22 protein-coding genes and 1 riboswitch are annotated in these 18,990 nt (G+C 76.1%); of the genes, 11 read left to right on the top strand and 11 right to left on the bottom strand.

Annotated elements, in window-relative coordinates:
* Positions 1–91 precede the first annotated feature (91 nt).
* The 3 genes from ACI8AB_RS02650 to ACI8AB_RS02640 form a co-directional block, all read right to left on the bottom strand.
* On the bottom strand, positions 92–406 hold the full coding sequence (locus tag ACI8AB_RS02650) for a DMT family transporter (RefSeq protein WP_456948842.1): 315 nt from the start codon (positions 404–406) through the stop codon (positions 92–94).
* Positions 407–417: 11 nt separating this feature from the next.
* A riboswitch (guanidine-III (ykkC-III) riboswitch) is annotated at positions 418–482 on the bottom strand.
* A gap of 222 nt (positions 483–704) precedes the next feature.
* Complete coding sequence (locus ACI8AB_RS02645) at positions 705–2,390, bottom strand: DNA repair helicase XPB (RefSeq protein ID WP_456948841.1); 1,686 nt, start codon at positions 2,388–2,390, stop codon at positions 705–707.
* A gap of 41 nt (positions 2,391–2,431) precedes the next feature.
* Positions 2,432–4,693, bottom strand: coding sequence for a helicase-associated domain-containing protein (locus ACI8AB_RS02640; RefSeq protein ID WP_456948840.1), 2,262 nt, complete (start codon positions 4,691–4,693; stop codon positions 2,432–2,434).
* 57 nt (positions 4,694–4,750) lie between these two features.
* Here ACI8AB_RS02640 and ACI8AB_RS02635 point away from each other — a divergent pair, with 57 nt between their 5' ends.
* The 3 genes from ACI8AB_RS02635 to ACI8AB_RS02625 all read left to right on the top strand — a co-directional run bounded on the left by ACI8AB_RS02635 (position 4,751) and on the right by ACI8AB_RS02625 (position 7,284).
* Positions 4,751–5,311, top strand: coding sequence for a hypothetical protein (locus ACI8AB_RS02635; protein ID WP_456948839.1), 561 nt, complete (start codon positions 4,751–4,753; stop codon positions 5,309–5,311).
* Positions 5,312–5,404: 93 nt separating this feature from the next.
* On the top strand, positions 5,405–5,632 hold the full coding sequence (locus tag ACI8AB_RS02630; RefSeq protein WP_387988018.1) for a hypothetical protein: 228 nt from the start codon (positions 5,405–5,407) through the stop codon (positions 5,630–5,632).
* Entirely contained in the window at positions 5,629–7,284 is a 1,656-nt protein-coding gene (locus ACI8AB_RS02625) for an AMP-binding protein (RefSeq protein WP_456948838.1), read from the top strand. Before ACI8AB_RS02630 ends, ACI8AB_RS02625 begins: the two co-directional genes overlap by 4 nt.
* A gap of 12 nt (positions 7,285–7,296) precedes the next feature.
* Here ACI8AB_RS02625 and ACI8AB_RS02620 read toward each other — a convergent pair whose 3' ends face one another.
* Both ACI8AB_RS02620 and ACI8AB_RS02615 read right to left on the bottom strand, forming a co-directional pair.
* Positions 7,297–7,602, bottom strand: a complete 306-nt coding sequence (locus tag ACI8AB_RS02620) for a hypothetical protein (protein ID WP_456948837.1) — start codon at positions 7,600–7,602, stop codon at positions 7,297–7,299.
* Positions 7,603–7,644: 42 nt separating this feature from the next.
* On the bottom strand, positions 7,645–8,412 hold the full coding sequence (locus ACI8AB_RS02615; protein WP_456948836.1) for an endonuclease/exonuclease/phosphatase family protein: 768 nt from the start codon (positions 8,410–8,412) through the stop codon (positions 7,645–7,647).
* 70 nt (positions 8,413–8,482) lie between these two features.
* On the opposite strand from ACI8AB_RS02615, the gene ACI8AB_RS02610 reads away from it, so the two are divergent.
* Positions 8,483–9,052, top strand: coding sequence for a nucleotidyltransferase family protein (locus ACI8AB_RS02610; RefSeq protein WP_387988014.1), 570 nt, complete (start codon positions 8,483–8,485; stop codon positions 9,050–9,052).
* Here ACI8AB_RS02610 and ACI8AB_RS02605 read toward each other — a convergent pair.
* Both ACI8AB_RS02605 and ACI8AB_RS02600 read right to left on the bottom strand, forming a co-directional pair.
* A complete protein-coding gene (locus tag ACI8AB_RS02605; RefSeq protein ID WP_456948835.1) occupies positions 9,042–9,341 on the bottom strand; it encodes a DUF202 domain-containing protein in 300 nt (99 codons plus the stop codon). The genes ACI8AB_RS02610 and ACI8AB_RS02605 overlap by 11 nt on opposite strands.
* Positions 9,341–9,709, bottom strand: coding sequence for a YidH family protein (locus ACI8AB_RS02600; RefSeq protein WP_456948834.1), 369 nt, complete (start codon positions 9,707–9,709; stop codon positions 9,341–9,343). The genes ACI8AB_RS02605 and ACI8AB_RS02600 overlap by 1 nt, the downstream gene beginning before the upstream one ends.
* Positions 9,710–9,824: 115 nt before the next feature.
* Between ACI8AB_RS02600 and ACI8AB_RS02595 the strand changes: the two genes are divergently transcribed.
* Positions 9,825–10,220, top strand: a complete 396-nt coding sequence (locus ACI8AB_RS02595; protein WP_456901690.1) for a cold-shock protein — start codon at positions 9,825–9,827, stop codon at positions 10,218–10,220.
* A gap of 3 nt (positions 10,221–10,223) precedes the next feature.
* Here the strand turns inward: ACI8AB_RS02595 and ACI8AB_RS02590 are convergent, their stop codons facing one another.
* Complete coding sequence (locus ACI8AB_RS02590; RefSeq protein WP_387988011.1) at positions 10,224–10,721, bottom strand: DUF2771 family protein; 498 nt, start codon at positions 10,719–10,721, stop codon at positions 10,224–10,226.
* Complete coding sequence (locus tag ACI8AB_RS02585; protein ID WP_456948833.1) at positions 10,718–12,385, bottom strand: MFS transporter; 1,668 nt, start codon at positions 12,383–12,385, stop codon at positions 10,718–10,720. The genes ACI8AB_RS02590 and ACI8AB_RS02585 overlap by 4 nt, the downstream gene beginning before the upstream one ends.
* Before the next feature lie 100 nt (positions 12,386–12,485).
* Here ACI8AB_RS02585 and ACI8AB_RS02580 point away from each other — a divergent pair, with 100 nt between their 5' ends.
* Positions 12,486–13,274, top strand: a complete 789-nt coding sequence (locus tag ACI8AB_RS02580) for a DUF3027 domain-containing protein (RefSeq protein WP_456948832.1) — start codon at positions 12,486–12,488, stop codon at positions 13,272–13,274.
* A gap of 12 nt (positions 13,275–13,286) precedes the next feature.
* Here ACI8AB_RS02580 and ACI8AB_RS02575 read toward each other — a convergent pair whose 3' ends face one another.
* Positions 13,287–13,523, bottom strand: coding sequence for a DUF2530 domain-containing protein (locus ACI8AB_RS02575; RefSeq protein WP_387988008.1), 237 nt, complete (start codon positions 13,521–13,523; stop codon positions 13,287–13,289).
* Between the two features lie 109 nt (positions 13,524–13,632).
* On the opposite strand from ACI8AB_RS02575, the gene ACI8AB_RS02570 reads away from it, so the two are divergent.
* From ACI8AB_RS02570 to thpR, 5 genes are read left to right on the top strand one after another with little or no spacing between them, the layout of a single operon-like run.
* Positions 13,633–15,162, top strand: coding sequence for an NCS2 family permease (locus ACI8AB_RS02570; RefSeq protein WP_456948831.1), 1,530 nt, complete (start codon positions 13,633–13,635; stop codon positions 15,160–15,162).
* 29 nt (positions 15,163–15,191) lie between these two features.
* Positions 15,192–15,626: a MarR family winged helix-turn-helix transcriptional regulator gene (locus ACI8AB_RS02565; RefSeq protein ID WP_456948830.1), complete on the top strand. Its 435-nt coding sequence runs from the start codon at positions 15,192–15,194 to the stop codon at positions 15,624–15,626.
* Complete coding sequence (locus ACI8AB_RS02560; RefSeq protein ID WP_456948829.1) at positions 15,623–16,999, top strand: MFS transporter; 1,377 nt, start codon at positions 15,623–15,625, stop codon at positions 16,997–16,999. The genes ACI8AB_RS02565 and ACI8AB_RS02560 overlap by 4 nt, the downstream gene beginning before the upstream one ends.
* A gap of 35 nt (positions 17,000–17,034) precedes the next feature.
* Positions 17,035–17,433 (top strand): hypothetical protein, encoded by a 399-nt coding sequence (locus ACI8AB_RS02555; RefSeq protein WP_456901686.1) that lies wholly within the window; start codon positions 17,035–17,037, stop codon positions 17,431–17,433.
* On the top strand, positions 17,430–18,029 hold the full coding sequence (gene thpR, locus ACI8AB_RS02550) for an RNA 2',3'-cyclic phosphodiesterase (RefSeq protein ID WP_456948936.1): 600 nt from the start codon (positions 17,430–17,432) through the stop codon (positions 18,027–18,029). Before ACI8AB_RS02555 ends, thpR begins: the two co-directional genes overlap by 4 nt.
* On the opposite strand, the gene ACI8AB_RS02545 is transcribed toward thpR, so the two are convergent.
* Positions 17,998–18,966 (bottom strand): aldo/keto reductase, encoded by a 969-nt coding sequence (locus ACI8AB_RS02545; protein ID WP_456948828.1) that lies wholly within the window; start codon positions 18,964–18,966, stop codon positions 17,998–18,000. The genes thpR and ACI8AB_RS02545 overlap by 32 nt on opposite strands.
* Between the last annotated feature and the right edge of the window lie 24 nt (positions 18,967–18,990).

Raw genomic sequence — 18,990 nt, 5'->3', positions numbered from 1 at the left:
CCGGTGCGGCGTGGCAGGCCTCACACCGGGAACGGACCGGTCCGGCGCGTCCCGCCGGCCCCCACCCGCCCGCCGCGTCGAGGCCGGGCGCTCAGTGCGTGAGCTTGAGCCCGATCACGCAGCCGACGATGCCGAGCAGGAGCAGCACGCGCAGCGCGGACAGCGGCTCCTCGCCCGACGCCATGGCGTAGCCGGCGGTCAGGGCCGCGCCGATGCCCACCCAGACCGCGTACGCCGTCCCGACGGGCAGGGTGCGCATCGCCCAGGCGAGGCCGAGCATGCTGCCGACCAGGCCGAGGACGAACACGACCGTCGGCGCCGGCCGGGTGAAGCCCTCCGTGCGGCCGAGGGCGGTCGCCCACACCGCCTCGAGGGCACCGGACAGGACGAGGACGAACCAGGACACGACGACTCCCGTGGCCGCCGTCTTGTCGCTGTCCGGGTACGGCGCTGCTCGTCCGGGGGTCCGCTGCGGACCCGCCTCCACCGTCGCACACCCCGGCGGTCCGGGGTGGTGAGAACGGCCACCACCTCAGGAGGTCAGGCCCTGCAGCACCGCGAGCGCGCGGCGCGGCGCGGCGCCGGCCCGCACCGCCCGAGGTCCCGCTCACCGGCCACGCGGGCATCCTGCCCGGCTGCCGGCCGGGTCCCGGAGACGGCCGCGGCCCCCGGGTCACGGGGACCCGAGGGCCGCGGCGAGGGCTCTAGTCGGCGGGCTCGTCGACCCAGTCGGGGCCGTTGACCTCGCCCGGGCCGGCCAGGTCGGCGGCGTCGACGATCGTGTACGCGTAGCCCTGCTCGGCCAGGAAGCGCTGCCGGTGGGCGGCGTACTCGGCGTCGAGGGTGTCGCGGCTGACCACCGTGTAGAAGTGCGCCTGCCGGCCGTCGGCCTTCGGCCGGAGCACCCGGCCCAGCCGCTGGGCCTCCTCCTGCCGCGACCCGAAGGTCCCCGACACCTGGACGGCGACCGCGGCCTCGGGCAGGTCGATGGAGAAGTTGGCGACCTTCGACACGACGAGCGTCGTGACCTCCCCGGCGCGGAACGCGTCGAAGAGCTTCTCCCGCTCGCGGTTGGTGGTCGACCCCTGGATCACCGGGGCGTCCAGCGCCCGCCCGAGCTCCTCGAGCTGGTCGAGGTAGGCGCCGATGACCAGCTTCTGCTCGCCGGGGTGCCGCTCGAGCACCCGCCGGATCACGGGCAGCTTCGACGACGCCGTCGCCGCGATGCGGTACCGCTCCTCGGGCTCGGCGACCGCGTAGGTCATCCGCTCCTCGTCGTCCAGACCGACCCGCACCTCGATGCACTCGGCCGGGGCGATGTAGCCCTGCGACTCGATGTCCTTCCACGGCGCGTCGTAGCGCTTGGGCCCGATCAGCGAGAAGACGTCGTCCTCCCGCCCGTCCTCGCGCACCAGCGTCGCGGTCAGGCCCAGCCGCCGGCGGGACTGCAGGTCGGCGGTGAGCCGGAAGATCGGCGCCGGCAGCAGGTGCACCTCGTCGTAGACGATGAGGCCCCAGTCCTGGGCGTCGAACAGGTCCAGGTGCCGGTACTCGCCCTTCCGGCGGGTGGTCATCACCTGGTAGGTCGCGATGGTGACCGGGCGGATCTCCTTGCGCTCGCCCGAGTACTCGCCGATCTCGTCCTCGGTCAGCGTGGTGCGGGCCAGCAGCTCGCGCTTCCACTGCCGCCCGGAGACGGTGTTGGTCACCAGGATCAGCGTGGTCGCCCGGGCCTGGGCCATCGCCGCGGCGCCGACCAGCGTCTTGCCGGCGCCGCAGGGGAGGACGACGACGCCCGAGCCGCCGGCCCAGAACCCGTCGACGGCCTCCTGCTGGTAGTCGCGCAGGTGCCAGCCGTCCTGCGCCAGCTCGATCGGGTGCGCCTGCCCGTCGACGTAGCCGGCGAGGTCCTCGGCCGGCCAGCCCACCTTGAGCAGCGCCTGCTTGAGCCGCCCGCGCTCGGAGGGGTGCACCACGACGGTGTCGGGGTCGATCCGCGCCCCGAGCATCGGCGCCACCCGCTTGGAGCGGACGACCTCCTCGAGGACGGCGCGGTCGGTGGTGGTGAGCACCAGCCCGTGCACCGGGTTGTTGACCAGCGTCAGCCGGCCGAAGTGGTCCATCGTGTCGGCGACGTCGACCAGCAGCGCGTGCGGCACCGGGTAGCGCGAGTAGCGCACCAGCGCGTCGACGACCTGCTCGGCGTCGTGCCCGGCGGCGCGCGCGTTCCAGAGCGCCAGCGGGGTGACCCGGTAGGTGTGCACGTGCTCGGGCGAGCGCTCGAGCTCGGCGAACGGGGCGATGGCCGCGCGGCACTCGCGGGCCGCCGGGTGGTCGACCTCCAGCAGCAGCGTCTTGTCCGACTGGACGATGAGGGGTCCGTCGTTCACGGGGATGGGTGCCTCTCCTCGGCGGGTGGGCGTCTGTCAGGTCAACCGTTGCCGGCGGCCGGGGCTTCCTCGTCGACCAGCGCGACGGAGGTGATCCGGTGCACCGCGAAGGTGCGGTTCTCCTGCCGGCGTTCGTCCCACCCCTGGAGGAAACCACCGGCCAGTGACACCGGCTGCACCACGCGCTGGCTGCCGCTGCCCTGGGCGTCGACGTAGCCCAGCCACACCGGGGAGCCGTCCCGGACGGCGCGGGACAGCAGCTCCAGCGTGCCCGCGGTGGTCACCCCGGGGACCTGCCGGACCGGAGCCGTGGGGCGGGCGGCGAGCGCGGCGTCGCCGGCCCGGATCTCGCGGACGGTCGCCTCCGCCTCGGCCGGCGTCAGCGGGCGCCCGGCGGCCGACGGCGGCGGCCCGGGACGGCGGCCGGCGGCGCGGGGCCGGGCCGGCGGGCGGGTCAGGACGGCGCCGCCCGGCGACTCCCCGGCCGGCGCGTACCCGGCCTGCCGCAGCACGGTGAGCACCTCGTCGGCGCCCAGCCCGCTGACCAGCACGCCCGGGGCCAGCCGGCGCAGCTCGGCGGCCGCCGTCCGCCGGTCGCCGAGCACCTGGGACAGCAGCCCGTGGTCGTCGGAGCGGACGTAGCACTCGATCGCGCCGACCCGCAGCCGGCCGTGCTGGCGGGCGACGTCGTCGACCAGGTACCGCAGCGCCTGCGGCACCGGCGTCCGCGAGGCGCGGGCGAAGAATTCGTGCAGGTCGGTGGCCGACCACCCGGCGTCCAGCGCCCGGCGCACCGAGGACTCCGACACCCGGAACACCGTCGCCCCGCCGGAGGACTCGACGTCGGCGACGACGGCGAGGGTGTCGGCGAGGTCGGACACCAGCGGGCCGGGCGCGACGAGGGTGAGGTCGGGCTGGGCGAGGACGTGGTCGACCGGCTCGGGCAGCAGCCCCTGCACCCCGTCGGCCGCGCCCTCCTCGCCGCGGGTTAGCAGGCCGCGCCCGCCGGTGGACAGCACGCCGCCCACCAGGACGCCGAGCCGCGCGGCCTCCGCGAGCATGTCCGGCACCGGCGCGAGCCGGTCGGCGCGGCGCGGGGTCCGCCAGCGCAGCAGCGCGACGAGGTCGTCGGGCGCCAGCCCGCGGCCCGGCGGGGCGTCCAGCAGCGCGGCCAGCGCCGAGCGGCGGATCGCCGGGGCGGTGTGCCGGACCAGGTCCGGCGACAGCGCGTTGACCGCCTTGCCCGCCACGTCCCGCGACCCCACCAGCGAGGGCAGCCGGGTGCTGTCCAGCCAGCCCGCGACCAGCGTCGCCCACCGGTCGGGCAGCGGCTGCTCGCGCCACAGGTCGTAGCCGCGGGTGGGCAGCCACTCGTCGCGGTGCGGCCCGCCGACGTCGAGCAGCCCCGCGGCGAAGGCCAGCTCCAGCAGCCACCCGGCGTCGGCCTCGGACACCGACAGCGCTCTGGCCAGCCGCTTGCGGTCCCGGACGGCGACCCCGCCGCTGCGCAGCAGCCCGGCCGGCTCCTCCTCGAGCACCGCCAGCAGCTCGCCGACCCGCCCGACCGCCTCCAGCGCCGCGCCGGCGGCCTGCCGGTCGACCGCGGCCGGGTCCCGCTCCACGGCGGCCGGCTCCGGGCGCAGCCGCGGCGGGCCGTGGGGGAGGTCCCCGCGCAGCAGGAGCCCGATCTCGCGCGGCAGCTCGACGTTGAGCGCGTCGATGCGGGCCAGCAGCCCGGCCTGCAGCAGCCGCCGGGCGGGGGAGGCCGCGCCGCCGCCGGTCTCGGGCAGGTGCCCGACCGGGCGGTCGCCGGCCAGCCGCTCGAGCACCTCCCGCTCGGCGGGGGCCAGCGCGCCGACGGCGGCGGCCAGGTCGGCGGGCGGGGTCACCCGGAGCTCGACGGCCCGGCGGCCGAGGCCCGCGGGGTACCGGACGGCGCGGCGCACCTGGTCGGGGGCGTGCAGGACCTCGTCGCCCCACAGCAGCGCCCGGGTGGTCAGCCGCTCGACCGCCGCGTCGACGACGTCCTCGGGCAGCCCGGGCAGCGCCGCGACGACGTCGGCGGCCTCCACGCCGTCGGTGGGGGCGAGCAGCACGACGTCGAGCACCTGCAGGGTGGCGGCGTCGAGGTCGTCGAGGGCGCGGTCCACCGACACGGGCACCGCCAGCCGGCTGGCCAGCGCGACGACGTCGGAGGGCGCGGGCCGGGCCACGTCGGGCCGCGCGGCCAGCAGCGCCCCGAGCTGGGCGTCGCTGCGGGTGCGCAGCCACGCGGCCAGCGTGGCGGGGCGGTCGGCAGGCATCCGGACCACGTTACGTCCGCGCCCGCCCGTGCCGCCCGGACGGCCGGTCCTGCCAGCATGGACGCCGTGCAGCCGGCCGCCGACGACCCGCACACCCGGAGCGCCCTCGAGGGCTACCGGGCCGGCGCGCTGCGCTGGCTGGCGGGCGGGCTGATCGCCGTCGTCCTGGCCGTGCTGCTCGGCGCCGTCGCCGTCGCCGTCGCCGAGGACCGCGGCCGCCCGGTGCCGCTGGCCGGGACGGTCGTCGTCGGGCTGGTGGTCGTCGGGCTGGTCGCCGTCGGCGCGGGCCTCGGCGCGCTGGCCCGCGCCCTGCGCTGGCGGCGGGCGCTGGCCGCCGTCCCCTGGCAGCGCGGGCTGCTGCGCATCGCCGGGCCGGCGATCGTCGCCTTCGAGCCCGAGGGCTACGACGAGTGGGACCCCACCCAGGAGCCGGTGCGGCTCACGCTGGTGAGCACCTCGGTCTGGCGCACCCGCCAGGTGCAGGGGCTCGACGGCGGCGAGGTGCGGCTCGCGCCGGTCCGCCCGGGGGAGTGGGTGCTCACCGCCGAGGGGCTGCCCACCCTCTACGGCGCCCGGTCCGCCCGGTCCGCCCGCCGCGCTCCCCGCGAACGGGGGTGACGTGGGCGGGGCTGCTGCGGGTAGGACCCGGGGCACGCGAGAATGACGCCGCACGTGCGTCCCCCGAGGGAGCGCACCGGACACGGAGGCGAGATGGCCAAGCGCAACGAGAAGCACGCCCACCTGGTGGAGCCGACCTGGGGCCAGTCGGAGAACGCCGGCCCGCCGGTGACCGAGTTCCTCGGTGAGATGGCCGGCCCGCTGTCCCCGTTCGGCGAGGACCACAGCTTCCCGCTGCCGCCGGACCGCATCCGCTACGCCCACCCCACGGACAAGCCCAACCGGGCCGGGGTGCAGCTGCCCGAGAACCGGCGGCCGTGACCACCCCCGCGCTGCCGTCCTACGCCAGCGGCACCTCGACCGTCCCCCTGCTCGGGGACACCATCGGTGCGGACCTCGACCGGACGGCAGCGCGGGTGGGCGACCACGAGGCGCTCGTCGAGTGCGCCACCGGTCGCCGCTGGACGTACCCGCAGCTGGTCGCCGACGTCGACGCCTGCGCCCTCGGCCTCGACGCCCTCGGCGTGCGGAAGGGCGACCGGGTCGGCATCTGGGCGCCCAACTGCGCCGAGTGGGTGTTCGTCCAGTACGGCACCGCCAAGCTCGGCGCGATCCTGGTCAACATCAACCCGGCGTACCGCACGCACGAGCTGGCCTACGTGCTGCGCCAGGCCGGCATCTCCGTGCTGGTCGCCGCGCCGGAGTTCAAGACCAGCGACTACCGGGCGATGGTGGCCGAGGTCCGCGACGACTGCCCCCACCTGCGCGAGGTCGTCTTCCTCGGCGACCCGGAGTGGGAGCGGCTGCTGGACGCCGGCCGGGCCGCGGACCGCGGGCTGCTCGCCGAGCGCGCCGCCGAGCTCTCGCCCGACGACCCGATCAACATCCAGTACACGTCGGGCACCACCGGCTTCCCCAAGGGCGCCACGTTGTCCCACCACAACCTGCTCAACAACGGGTTCTTCGTGGGCGAGGGCTGCGGCTACACCGAGGCCGACCGGATCTGCATCCCGGTGCCCTACTACCACTGCTTCGGCATGGGGATGGGCAACCTGGGGGCCACCAGCCACGGCGCCACGATGGTCATCCCCGCGCCCGCCTTCGACCCGGCGGCCACGCTGCGGGCGGTGCAGGACGAGCGGTGCACGTCGCTGTACGGCGTCCCGACGATGTTCATCGCCGAGCTGGCGCTGCCGGACTTCGGCACCTACGACCTCTCCAGCCTGCGCACCGGGATCATGGCCGGCTCGCCCTGTCCGGTCGAGGTGATGAAGCGGGTCGTCACCGAGATGGGCATGACCGAGGTGACCATCTGCTACGGCATGACCGAGACCTCGCCGGTCTCCACCCAGACCGGCGCCGACGACGACCTCGACCGCCGCACCTCGACCGTCGGCCGGGTGCACCCGCACCTGGAGGTCAAGGTCGTCCACCCCGAGACCGGCATCACCGTGCCGCGCGGGACGCCGGGGGAGTTCTGCACCCGCGGCTACTCGGTGATGCTCGGCTACTGGGACGAGCCGGAGAAGACCGCCGAGGTCGTCGACGCCGCCCGCTGGATGCACACCGGCGACCTCGCCGTCATGGACGAGGCCGGCTACCTCAACATCGTCGGCCGGATCAAGGACATGGTCATCCGCGGCGGGGAGAACGTGTACCCGCGCGAGGTCGAGGAGTTCCTCTACACCCACCCCGACGTCGTCGACGCGCAGGTGATCGGCGTCCCCGACGAGCGGTACGGCGAGGAGCTCATGGCCTGGGTCCGGCTGCGCGAGGGTGCCGAGCCGCTCACGCCGGAGGCGCTGCGGGAGTTCTGCGCCGGGAAGCTGGCGCACTACAAGGTGCCCCGCTACGTCAAGGTCGTCGAGGGCTTCCCGATGACGGTGACCGGCAAGGTCCGCAAGGTCGAGATGCGCGAGGTGTCGGTGAGGGAGCTGGGCCTGGAGGCCGCGGCCGCCGTCAGGAACGCCTGAGGGCCGGGACGCCTAGGGAGCCAGCTTCACCAGCAGCCTGGACACCAGGTTGCCGACGAGGACCCAGACCAGCGCCGCCATCGCGGCGTTGACCGTCTCGCCGACGCGCGGGTCCGACGGCCGGAACAGGTCGACGGTGAACCAGCCGAGGTCGCGGCGCACGTCCGCCGCGGCCGACACCAGCGCGTTCGCCGGGTTGGCCTCGAAGAAGGTGAACACCGCGTGGACCACGATCACCACCGCCACCAGCGAGGCGATCAGTCGCACCGCCGAGGCGACCAGGGTGAAGGCGCGGGTGCCGACGCGGGACGCAGCCATGCGCTGATCGTGACACCCGTCGCTGTCACGACGCCAACCGCCTCACCCGACCGCGCACGGCACCACCAGCGCGCGGTGGTCCGACAGCGGCAGCCGCACCACCTCGGCCTGGCCGGTGACGGACACCGACCCGCGGGCCAGCACGTGGTCCAGCTGCCGGACCGGGACGTCGGCGGGGAAGGTCAGGCCCGCGGCCAGCGGCCGCAGCCCGCTCACCCGGGCGGCCTTGGGCGGCTCCATGTTGAGGTCGCCGAGGACCACGAGCGGCTCGCGCGTCCCCCGCAGCGACCGCATCAGCCGGCGCAGCTGCACGGTGTTCCAGTACGGCACGAACGACAGGTGGGTGCAGGTGACGGTGAACTGCCCGGTCGGCCCGTCGATGACGGCGGCGACGGCGACCCGCGGCTCCTCGCTCACCAGCTGCGGCGCCCGCGTGCCGCGGAACCACACCGGCACCCGCCCGCGCAGCGTCGGCAGCCGGACCACCCGCCAGGACACCACCGGGTACCGCGACAGCAGCGCGACGCCGTAGCTGGCCGCGCCGGGCTGCTCGTCGCCGGTGGCCGCCATCCACGTGCCGCCGGGCGTCCCCGACAGCGCGGCCACGAACTGGTGGTCGACCGCGCCCATCGCCTCGGCGGCCACCGCGGTGAGGTCGGCGTTCATCGAGCGGGGCTGGTCGCGGTCGACCTCCTGCAGCGCCAGCACGTCGGCGTCCAGCGTCTTCACCGCCGCGGCGAGCCGGTCGACGTCGACCCGGTCGTCCTCGGGCGAGCGCCCGTGCAGGATGTTGAAGGTCGCGATGCGCACGGGACTCCCGTGCCCCCGCGGGCGGGACTCAACCGTGCGTGACCGGCCGGACGCCGGGTAGACGCACCCCGTGCTGCCCTCCGACCGCGACGAGATCCGTGACCTCCTCAAGCGCACCGCCGTGGCCCTCAAGGAGGGCGGGGTGCCCTTCGCCCTCTGCGGCGGCTACGCGGCGTGGGTGCGCGGCGCCCCCGAGCCCGACCACGACGCCGACTTCCTCGTCCCGGCCGGGGAGTCCGAGCGGGCGGCCAAGGTGCTCGCCGACGCCGGCCTGCAGGTGGAGGACCCGGCCGAGGACTGGCTGACCAAGGTCGTGCAGGGCAACTCGTTCGTCGACGTGCTCTGGCGCACCTGCGGCGTGCCGGTGGAGACCGACCTCATCGACCGCGCCGAGGACCTCCCCGTGCTGTCGGTGCACATGCCGGTGCTCGCGGCCACCGACATCCTCACCACCAAGCTCATGGCGCTCGACGAGCACTACTGCGACTTCTCCCGGTTGCTGCCGGTGGCCCGGGCGCTGCGCGAGCAGGTCGACTGGCAGTCGGTCCGGCGCGACGTCGCGGGCAACGACTTCGCCGTCGTGTTCCTCGACCTGCTCGGCCGGCTCGGCGTCGTCGACCCCGAGGCCGTCAGCGGCTGAGCAGGGCCGCGGCGGCGGCCAGCGCCGTCCCGGCGACGGCGGCGGTGACCAGCGCGGCCGCGGCCGGCGCCGCCGCCGGGGTCCGGGCGAGCGCTCGGGCCCGCCGCCGCGCGAGGACGCCGAGGACGCCGAGGCCGGTCACCGCCACCGCGGCCGCGAGGACCAGGGGCAGCACCCGCTCGTCGAGCACGGCGTGGGCGCCGAGCACCGCGGCGACGCCGAGCAGGCCGAGCCCGGTGCGCTGCCAGGAGAGGACGGTGCGCTGCGGCTGGGTCTCGCGGGCGGTCATCAGGCGACCTCGACGACCAGCAGCACCGCCACCAGCAGCACCACCGCGGTGACCAGCGCGACCAGCGCCGGGACCTCGGGGCCGGCGCGCAGCGGGGCGTCGGTGGCGATCGCCCGCTCGTTGCGCCGCCACCGCCCGTAGCCGGCCAGCGCGGTGCCGAGGCCGGTCGCCACGAGGGCCAGCCCGACCGCGCCGCCGCCCCAGGAGGCGCCGAGCCGGGGCACGTACGCCGCCACCGCCACCCCGCCGGCGACCAGCGCCAACCCGGTGCGTAGCCAGGCCAGCAGGGTGCGCTCGTTGGCGAGGGTGAACCGGTAGTCCGGGTGCGGGGGGCCCGGGTGCGCGACGGACTCGGACGCGGGCGGCACCCGGCCAATCTAGGTGCGCGGGACGGCTAACCTGGCAGCGAGCGGTGCGCCCGCGCCGCCGTCCGCCGGCCCCGTGCCGGGACACCCGCGAGCAGAAGCGACCCGAGGGATCAACGTGCCCACCGGCAGAGTCAAGTGGTTCAACCCCGAGAAGGGCTTCGGCTTCCTCTCGCGCGAGGACGGGCCCGACGTCTTCGTGCACAAGGACGCCCTGCCGACGGGCACCGCCGAGCTCAAGCCGGGTCAGCGGGTGGAGTTCGGCATCGTCGCCGGCCGCCGGGGCGACCAGGCGCTGCAGGTGCGGGTCCTCGACCCGCTGCCCTCGGTGGCGGCCAAGGTGGCCGAGGCCCGGCGGAAGAAGCCCGACGAGCTGGTCCCCATCATCGAGGACCTCATCAAGCTGCTCGACGACGTCTCGAACTCCCTGCGCCGCGGCCGGCACCCCGACCGCGCCGAGTCGCGCAAGGTCGCGGCGGTGCTGCGGGCGGTCGCCGGGGACCTCGAGGCCTGAGGCTCAGCCGGCCGGCGTCGGGGTGGGCGTGGTGCCCACCTCGCCGCCGGCGCGCAGGAAGCCGACCGGCCACGAGCCGGTGAGCAGGCAGTCGTCGTGCCGGTCCTCGACGACGACGAGGTAGTACGCGGGCGGGACGACGTCGGAGCTGTTGATGCCGTCGAACGTCGTCGTGCCCGGGTCGACGTCGACCTCGCCGAGCCGCTCCTCGAGGCGCTCGTCGAACACCTGCACGCTCCACCCGTTCGCGGCGACGTCGTCGGGCACGGTCAGCTCGATCGGGGTGTCGGGGGAGACCTCGACCAGCGGCGGCGTGACGTCGTAACGCTGTCCCTCGCCCTCCCCGCAGTACTGCGTGGGCCGGGCGGTGACCTCCTGCGGCCCGGCGGTGACCGTGATCTCCGGCGGGGTGTCCGACGAGGCCGCGCCGCCGCAGCCGGCCAGCACGACGGGGAGCGCGCCGGCCAGCAGGACTGCGGCGGCGCGGGTGGGTGTCCTCACGGGCGGGGTGCCTCCGGCACGGTCGGGGCGTCGGGCGCGGCGGGGACGGCGCCCGGGACGGTGGGGGCGTTGGGGTCGACCGGCGCCCAGCGGCGGCGGCGCGGGGTCCACAGCACCAGCCCGACGGCGAGCACGAGCAGCGCGGCGGCGACGGTGAAGCCGAGCCACCCGATCGGCGGCAGCGCGATGCCGAGCGCGCCGCCGGAGACCCAGGCCAGCTGCAGGACGGTCTCGGAGCGGGCGAACGCCGAGGCGCGCAGGCTCTCGGGCACCTCGCGCTGGATGATCGCGTCGAGGGCGACCTTGCCCAGGGCGTTGGCGACCGCCGCGACACCGGCGACGGCGGCCGCGGTGGCCAGCCCGAAGAACACCGCGGCGAGCACGGTGACCGCGGCGGCGACCCCGGCGGACCACACGACCACCCGGTCGGGGTCGGCGTGGTGCAGCCGGGACCCGATGCCGGTGCCGAGCACGCTGCCCGCCCCGGCCGCGCCGGCGATGGCGCCCAGCGCGAGGCTGGCCTCCCACCCGCCGTCGACCGTGGCCTGCACGAGGAACGCGGAGAAGATCGTCAGGAAGCCGCCGAGCCCGCGCAGCGCCGCGTTGGCGCGCAGCGCGAGCACCACGTGCGGGTTCACCGGCCGGCGCCCGCGGCCGGCGACGGGCACGGGCCCGGTGCTGAGGACGTCGGCGGGCTGCTCGCCGGCGGGGACGTCGACGTGGCGGGGCAGCCGGACGGCGAGCACGCCGGTGACGGCGAACACCGCGGCGGTCGCCCACAGCAGCGGCTCGAAGCCGGACGCCCAGGCCAGGCCCGCCCCGAGGCCGCCGAAGACCCCGGCGGTGACCAGGCCGAACACCGAGAGCCGGGCGTTGGCCGAGGTGAGCGACATGGCGCCGGGCAGCACCCGCGGGACGACGGCGGCGCGCAGCACGTTGTGCGCCTTGGACAGCACCAGCACGCCGAGCGCCGCGGGGTAGAGCAGCCAGTCGGTCTGGTGCGCGGCCATCACCAGCGCCAGCGCCGCGCGCCCCAGCGAGGCGGCGCCGAGCGCCCAGCGCCGGCCGCGCTGCAGCCGGTCCAGCAGCGGGCCGATGACCGGGGCGACCACCGCGAACGGCGCCATCGTGACCAGCAGGTACAGCGCGACGTTGGCGCGCTGCGCGTCGGCGGCCGCGGCGAAGAACAGGGTGCCGGCCAGCGAGACGGCGACCATCGCGTCCCCGGCCATGTGCAGGGCGTTGACCCACAGCAGCTGGGTGAGGCCGCTCTCGGCGGCGCCGTCGGCGCGGCTGGCGGCGCGCACCCGGGCGACGGCCGCGCCGGTGAGCTCGCGGGTGCGGGCGACGGCGACCCGGGTGACGGTCACCCGCGGCTGCGCCCGCGGCGCCGTCGGCGGCTCGGCCGGGGGCGGCACCGCGGCGGCCGGCGGCGGGACCGGCGGGGGGGCGTAGCCGGGCGGCAGCGCCTGCGGCGGGGGGGCGTACCCGGGCGCCGGGGCGGTCGGCGGGCCGTACCCCGGCGGGGGCGCCGCGGCCTGCGGCTGGGTTCCCGGGCGGGGCAGGTCCAGCGGGGTGGTGTCCAGCCGGTCGGGCGGGACCGGCTCCGGCCGCGACCGGCGCAGCGGGCCGCGGCGGGACCCGGGCGGACGCGACGACGGCACGCCCCCATGGTGCCGCACCCGCCCGGCGGTCCGGGGTGGGCGTGATCACGGGGGTCCCCGCGTGCGCGTCGTGGGCACCGCCGTCTGGGAACATGGGGCCGTGACCCCCGATCCCGCCCCCAGCGACGTGCTGACCGGCGCGGTCGACCTCGCCCGCGCCGCGGCCGAGGAGACCGCCGGCGACCCCGCCGTGGTCGGCGAGCACCTGGGCGCCACCCCGGAGCAGCCCGGGGACGCCCCGGCCGCCGTCCTCGGCGAGGTGGTCACCCACTCGTTCGCCAGCCGGCTGCCCGGCTACGTCGGCTGGCACTGGGCGGTCACCCTCGCGCACGTCCCGGGGGACGACGGCGCCACCGTCGACGAGGTCGTGCTCCTGCCCGGCGACGCCGCGCTGCTGGCGCCGGCCTGGGTGCCCTGGCACGAGCGGCTGCGCCCGGGTGACCTGTCGGTGGGCGACGTCCTGCCGGCCACCGAGGACGACCCGCGGCTGGTGCCCTCCTGCACGACCGAGGACGACGCCGCGGCCGACCCCGAGGCGCAGGCGCTGGCCTGCGAGCTCGGCCTGGGCCGGGAGCGGGTCATGTCCCGCGAGGGGCGCAGCGCCGCGGCCGCCCGCTGGCTGGCCGGGGACTTCGGCCCGCGCGCGCCGATGGCCCGCCAGGCCCCGGGCCCGTGCGGCACCTGCGGCTTCTTCCTCCCGCTGGCCGGCTCGCTGCGGAACCTGCTCGGCGCGTGCGCCAACGAGTACGCGCCCGCCGACGGCCGGGTGGTCGCCGTCGACTACGGCTGCGGCGCGCACAGCCAGGCCACCCTGGCCGCCGGGGAGCCGGCCGAGGTCGTGACGTCGGCCCGCTACGACACCGCGGAGTTCGACGTCCTCACCGACTAGCGGCCCCGTCCCTCAGCGGCGGGGCCCCAGCTGGCCCTGCCGGCGCATGACCGCGAGGCCCACCCCGGCCAGCACGATCCCGGCCACGCAGGTCCACGTCCACACGCGGTCCACCCGGTCGCCGAGGAGCAGCAGGACGACGAGGGCGAGCGCCCACAGCGCCGTCAGGGCGAGGACGACGCGGGCGGTGTCCACGCGCAGCGGGGGAGGGGCCTGCTTCAGGGGGCCGGGTGCAGCGGGGCGGGACACACCGCCGACACTAGGCGGCGTCCCCCGGAGACCGGCGGGGAGGCGCGCGTGCGGTGTGGCACGCTGTCGCGGCTCACCGCCCGGCAGCCGCATGTCCGCAGGAGCCCGCATGCCCGAGAAGTCCCGTCCCGCCCGCGGCGCCCGCGCAGCCCGCGCCGCCGCCCCCACGGGGGACACGCCGGCCGACGTCGCGGTGGAGGCGCCGCGACCGCGCCGCAGTGCCGGTCCGCAGGTCCGGCCGCGCAACGGGCTGGACCGCTACTTCGGGATCAGCGCCCGGCGCAGCACGGTCGGCCGTGAGGTCCGCGGCGGGCTGACCACGTTCTTCACGATGGCCTACATCGTGGTGCTCAACCCGATCATCCTGTCCGGCGCCGACGTCACGGGCGCCTCGCTGCCCTTCGGTGCCGTCGCCGCGGTCACCGCGCTGGTCGCCGGCGCGCTCACCGTGCTCATGGGCGTCGTCGGGCGGTACCCGTTCGCGGTGGCCACCGGCCTCGGCATCAACGCGATCGTCGCGGTCTTCGCCGCCACCCAGCTGTCCTGGCCGGAGATCATGGGCCTGGTCGTGCTCGAGGGCCTGCTGATCACCGTGCTGGTGCTCACCGGCTTCCGCCGGGCGGTGTTCGAGGCGATCCCGCCGCAGCTCAAGACGGCGATCGCGGTCGGCATCGGCTTCTTCCTGACGATCATCGGCCTGGCCGACGCCGGCGTCATCCGGCCGGGCACCCCGCTGATCAGCTTCGGCATCAACGGGCAGCTCGCCGGGTGGCCGCTGCTGGTGTTCGTCGTGGGGCTGCTGCTCACCGCGCTGCTCGTCGTCCGCCGGGTCAGGGGCGCGCTGCTCATCGGCATCGTCGTCTCGACGGTGCTGGCGATCGTCGTCGAGGAGATCGCCGACGTCGGCGTCCGCGTGGGGGAGGACAACCCGCGCGGCTGGGCCCTGCAGCTGCCGCGGTGGCCCGACGAGGTCATCAGCGCCCCCGACCTGTCGATCATCGGGGACTTCTCGCTGTTCGGCGGGTTCGAGCGGATCGGCGTCGTCGCGGCGCTGCTCATCGTGTTCTCGATCATGATCGCCGACTTCTTCGACACGGTCGGCACGGTCACCGCCGTCGGCGCCGAGGGGGACCTGCTCGACGAGGAGCGCAACCTGCCCGGCTCGCAGCCGGTCCTGCTGGTCGACTCGCTGGCCGCCGCGGCCGGCGGCGCGGCGAGCGTCTCGTCGAACACCACCTACGTCGAGTCCGCCTCCGGCGTGGCCGACGGTGCCCGCACCGGCCTGGCCAGCGTGGTCACCGGCGTGCTGTTCCTCGTCGCGATGTTCTTCACCCCGCTGGTGCAGATCGTGCCCTCGGAGGCCGCGGCCCCGGCGCTGGTCGTCGTCGGCGCGCTGATGATCAGCCAGATCCGCCACCTCGAGTGGGACGACATGTCCCTGGTCATCCCGGCCTTCCTCACCATCGCGCTCATGCCGTTCACCTACTCGATCACCAACGGCATCGGCGCCGGCGTCGTCACCTACGTCCTGCTGCGGACCGCGGTGGGCAGGCGCCGCGAGATCCACCCGCTGATGTGGGTGATCACGGCGCTGTTCCTCGTCTACTTCGCGCTGGAGCCGCTCCAGCAGGTGTTCTGAGCGGCGCTAACGACCGGTAGGCTGGGGCCGTGACCCGGTCGACGCTGGACACCGCGGCACTGGCTCACGACCTGCGGCTGGCGGTGATGCGCTTCTCCCGCCGGCTGCGCAACCAGCGGGTCGACACCTCGGTCACCCTCACCCACCTCGCCGCGCTGTCCACGATCAAGCGGCACGGCGCGATGAGCCCGGGGGAGCTGGCCGCGCACGAGCGGGTGCAGCCGCCGTCGATGACCCGCGTGGTGGTCGCGCTGGAGGGCATGGGCCTGGTCACCCGCACGCCGCACCCGACCGACGGCCGGCAGGTGGTCATCGACCTGACCCCGGCGGCCGAGACGCTGCTGGCCGAGGAGGCCCGGGCCCGGGAGGCGTGGCTGTCGGGCCAGCTGCAGCGGCTCACCCCGCAGCAGCGGGCGACCCTGCGCGAGGCCGCGGAGATCATGGAGGAGCTCGCCGGTGGGTGACGTCCACGCCTGCTGAACCCGGCTCGGGGGGACCGGCCACCAGCGGGCGCAGCCCGTTCCGGTCGCTCCGCGTGCACAACTTCCGGCTCTACGCGTCGGCGAACCTGGTCAGCCTGACCGGCACGTGGATGCAGCGCATCGGCCAGGACTGGCTGGTGCTGCAGCTGTCCGGCGACAGCGGGGTGGCGCTCGGCCTGATCACCGCCCTGCAGTTCGGCCCGACGCTGCTGCTGAGCATGTACGGCGGGGTGCTGGCCGACCGCTACGACAAGCGCCGCGTCCTCGTCGTCACCCAGGCGCTGATGGGCCTGCTCGCGCTGGGCCTCGGCACGCTCGTGGCCACCGGCGCCGTCGCGCTGTGGCACGTGTTCGTGCTGGCCGGCGCGCTGGGGTGCGTGTCGGCGGTCGACGCCCCGGTGCGGCAGGCGTTCGTCTCCGAGATGGTCGGCGGCGACCTGCTGGCCAACGCGGTCGGGCTCAACTCGACGATCTTCAACGGCGCCCGGCTGGTCGGGCCGTCGCTGGCCGGCCTGCTCATCGGCGCCTCGGGCGGCGACACCGCGCCCGCGTTCCTCGTCAACGCCGCCAGCTTCGTGTTCACCATCGGGGCGCTGCTGCTCATGCGGGCCGGGGAGCTGCGCCGCAGCGAGCCGGTCGCGCGCGCCCGCGGGCAGCTGCGGGCGGGGCTGGCCTACACCTGGTCGCGGCCGGACCTGCGGCTGGCGATGGTGCTGGCCTTCGTCATCGGCACCTTCGGGTTCAACTTCCAGGTCACGATCGCGCTCATGGCCCGCGAGGTGTTCGACCTCGGCGCCGAGGCGTTCGGCCTGCTCTCGACGACGTTCGCCGTGGGCTCGCTGACCGGCGCGTTCCTGTCCACCCGCCGCAGCGCCCGCCCGCGGCAGCGGTTCCTGGTCACCTCGGCCGTCGTCTTCGGGCTGCTCACCGTGGCCTGCGGCCTCATGCCGGGCTTCTGGCCGTTCGCCGTCCTGCTGGTGCCCACCGGCGCGGCGGCCCTGGTGTTCAGCGTGGCCAACAACAGCTTCGTGCAGCTGGGCGCCGACCCGCAGATGCGCGGGCGGGTGATGGCCCTGTACTTCACGTCCTTCATGGGCGGCACGCCGCTGGGCGCCCCGCTGATCGGCTGGGCCTCCGAGCACCTCGGCGCGCCGTGGGGGCTGATCCTCGGCGGGGTGGTCGTCGTCGCGGCCGGCGCCGTCGCGGGGCTGTGGCTGGCCCGGGGGCGGCGGGTCCGGCTGGAGGCGCACGTGCTCCCGCCGCGGCTGCGGCTGCGCGTGGGGACGCGGGCCGTCCCGTCGCTGGCGCCGGCGGACGCCGGAGGAGGCCGGACGGCCTCTCAGGACGTACCGTGACACACGTCACGACCCGCGTCGTCCGTGGAGGCGACATGCCCGCTGCGCTGCTGCAACTCGGATCGATCGTCGCGGGCGTGGTCGGGTCGGTCGCGCTCATCGGCTGGCTCGCCAGGGTGGTCTTCGGGTCGGCGCAGGTGCCGGCGCCGCTGCGGCGCCGGAGCCCGGCGCCGGTGGAGCCGCCGCACCGGCCGCTCGAGGTCGTCGCCACCGACCTGCGCCGGCTGTCCCGCCAGGTCGCCCAGGTCCCCGCCGGGGTGCCCATGGCCCGGCGCCGCGGGATCCTCGCCGCCTACGACGACCTCCTCGCCGAGGCGGCGGAACTCCTCGAGATCCCGACCACGCTGCTCGGCACGCCGCCGGGCACCGCGCGCGACGCCGAGCGGCTGCGGGTGGAGACCGCGCTGGCCAGGGCCGGCCTGGTGGTGCGCTGAGCGCGCCGGCGCCGCTGCGGCTGTTCGTCGCGGTGGCACCGCCGGCGCCGGCCCGCGACTCCCTCGCGGCGGCCGTCGCGCCGCTGCGCGAGGCCCCCGGCGCGCCCCGCTGGGGAGACCCCGCCCGCTGGCACCTCACGCTGCTGTTCCTCGGCGCCGTCCCGCCGGCGCTCCTGGAGCCGCTCACCGCCGCCGTGGGGTCCGCGGTCGCCGGCACGCCGCCGGCGGTGCTGCGGCTGGCCGGCGCCGGCCGGTTCGGGTCCGCCCGGCGGCCGCAGGTGTTCTGGGCGGGCCTGGACGGCGACGTCGCCGTCGTCACCGCCCTGGCCGGGCGGCTGGCCCGCGCCGCCCGCGGGCTGGGCCTGCCGGTCGAGGACCGGCCGTTCCGCCCGCACCTCACCCTCGGCCGCTGGCACCCCCGCCGCCCCGCCGACGGCGACCTGCCCGCCCGGCTGGCCGGCTACCGCGGGCCGGAGTGGACCCTGACGGAGGTGGCCCTGGTGCGCAGCACCGCCGGCCGGCACGAGACGCTCGGCACCTTCGCGACGGTCACCACCACGACGGTCACCACGCGTACTCCACCGGAGCGGGCCTGAAGCCGGGGAAGACCTCGTCCAGGCGGTCGAGCTGGGCCTGCTCCAGCCGCACGTCGAGCGCGCCCAGCGACCCGGTGAACTGCTCCATCGTGCGCGGGCCGACGATCGGCGCGGTGACGCCGTCCCGGTGCAGCAGCCAGGCCAGCGCGACGTCGGCCGGGGCGAGCCCCCACTCGCCGCAGGCGTCCTCGTAGGCCTGCAGGGCCGGGCGGTGCCGCTCGATGCGCCGCTGCTGGCGGTCCTCCGTGCGGCGGGTGCCCTCCGGCTGCCCGAGCGCGCCGGCGAGCAGGCCGCCGGCGAGCGGGCTCCACGGGATGACGCCGATGCCGTGGTGCCGCGCCGCCGGGAGCACCTCGAGCTCCACGTGCCGGGTGAGCAGGTTGTAGTGCGACTGCTCGCTCACCAGCCCGAGGAAGTGCCGCCGGGCGGCGGCCTCGTTGGCCGCGACCAGCTGCCAGGCCGCGTGGTTGGACGACCCGACGTAGAGCACCTTGCCCTGGGCGACGAGCGTCTCGCAGGCCTGCCAGATCTCGTCCCACGGCGTCTCGAGGTCGACGTGGTGGAACTGGTAGAGGTCGATCCAGTCGGTCTGCATCCGGCGCAGCGACTCGTCGGCCGAACGCACCAGGTTGCGCGCGGACAGGAACGTGTCGTTGGGCCACTCGCTCATCGAGCCGTAGACCTTGGTGGCGAGGACCGTGCGCTCCCGGCGGCCGCCGCCCTGCGCGAACCAGGTGCCCAGCACCTCCTCGGTGCGGCCCTTGCCGGCGTCGAAGCCGTAGACGTTGGCGGTGTCGAAGAAGTTGACGCCCTCGTCGTGCGCCCGGTCCATGATCGCGTGGGCGTCGGCCTCCTCGGTCTTCCAGCCGAAGTTCATCGTGCCGAGGCACAGCCGCGAGACCGACAGACCGCTGCGCCCGAGGTGCGTGTAGTCCACGGGGGACCACCCTGGCACCCTGTC

Source organism: Geodermatophilus sp. SYSU D00698 (assembly GCF_054050335.1).
Note: the sequence above shows the minus strand (reverse complement) of the source record. Positions and strands in the feature narration are given on the sequence as shown.

What these genes read in the sequence shown, in the direction of transcription:
- ACI8AB_RS02620 (WP_456948837.1), bottom strand. Translation starts at nt 7,602, where the DNA reads ATGGCTGCGTCCCGCGTCGGCACCCGCGCCTTCACCCTGGTCGCCTCG.
- ACI8AB_RS02630 (WP_387988018.1), top strand. Translation starts at nt 5,405, where the DNA reads ATGGCCAAGCGCAACGAGAAGCACGCCCACCTGGTGGAGCCGACCTGG.
- ACI8AB_RS02635 (WP_456948839.1), top strand. Translation starts at nt 4,751, where the DNA reads ATGGACGCCGTGCAGCCGGCCGCCGACGACCCGCACACCCGGAGCGCC.
- ACI8AB_RS02605 (WP_456948835.1), bottom strand. Translation starts at nt 9,341, where the DNA reads ATGACCGCCCGCGAGACCCAGCCGCAGCGCACCGTCCTCTCCTGGCAG.
- ACI8AB_RS02555 (WP_456901686.1), top strand. Translation starts at nt 17,035, where the DNA reads ATGCCCGCTGCGCTGCTGCAACTCGGATCGATCGTCGCGGGCGTGGTC.
- ACI8AB_RS02570 (WP_456948831.1), top strand. Translation starts at nt 13,633, where the DNA reads ATGCCCGAGAAGTCCCGTCCCGCCCGCGGCGCCCGCGCAGCCCGCGCC.
- ACI8AB_RS02640 (WP_456948840.1), bottom strand. Translation starts at nt 4,693, where the DNA reads ATGCCTGCCGACCGCCCCGCCACGCTGGCCGCGTGGCTGCGCACCCGC.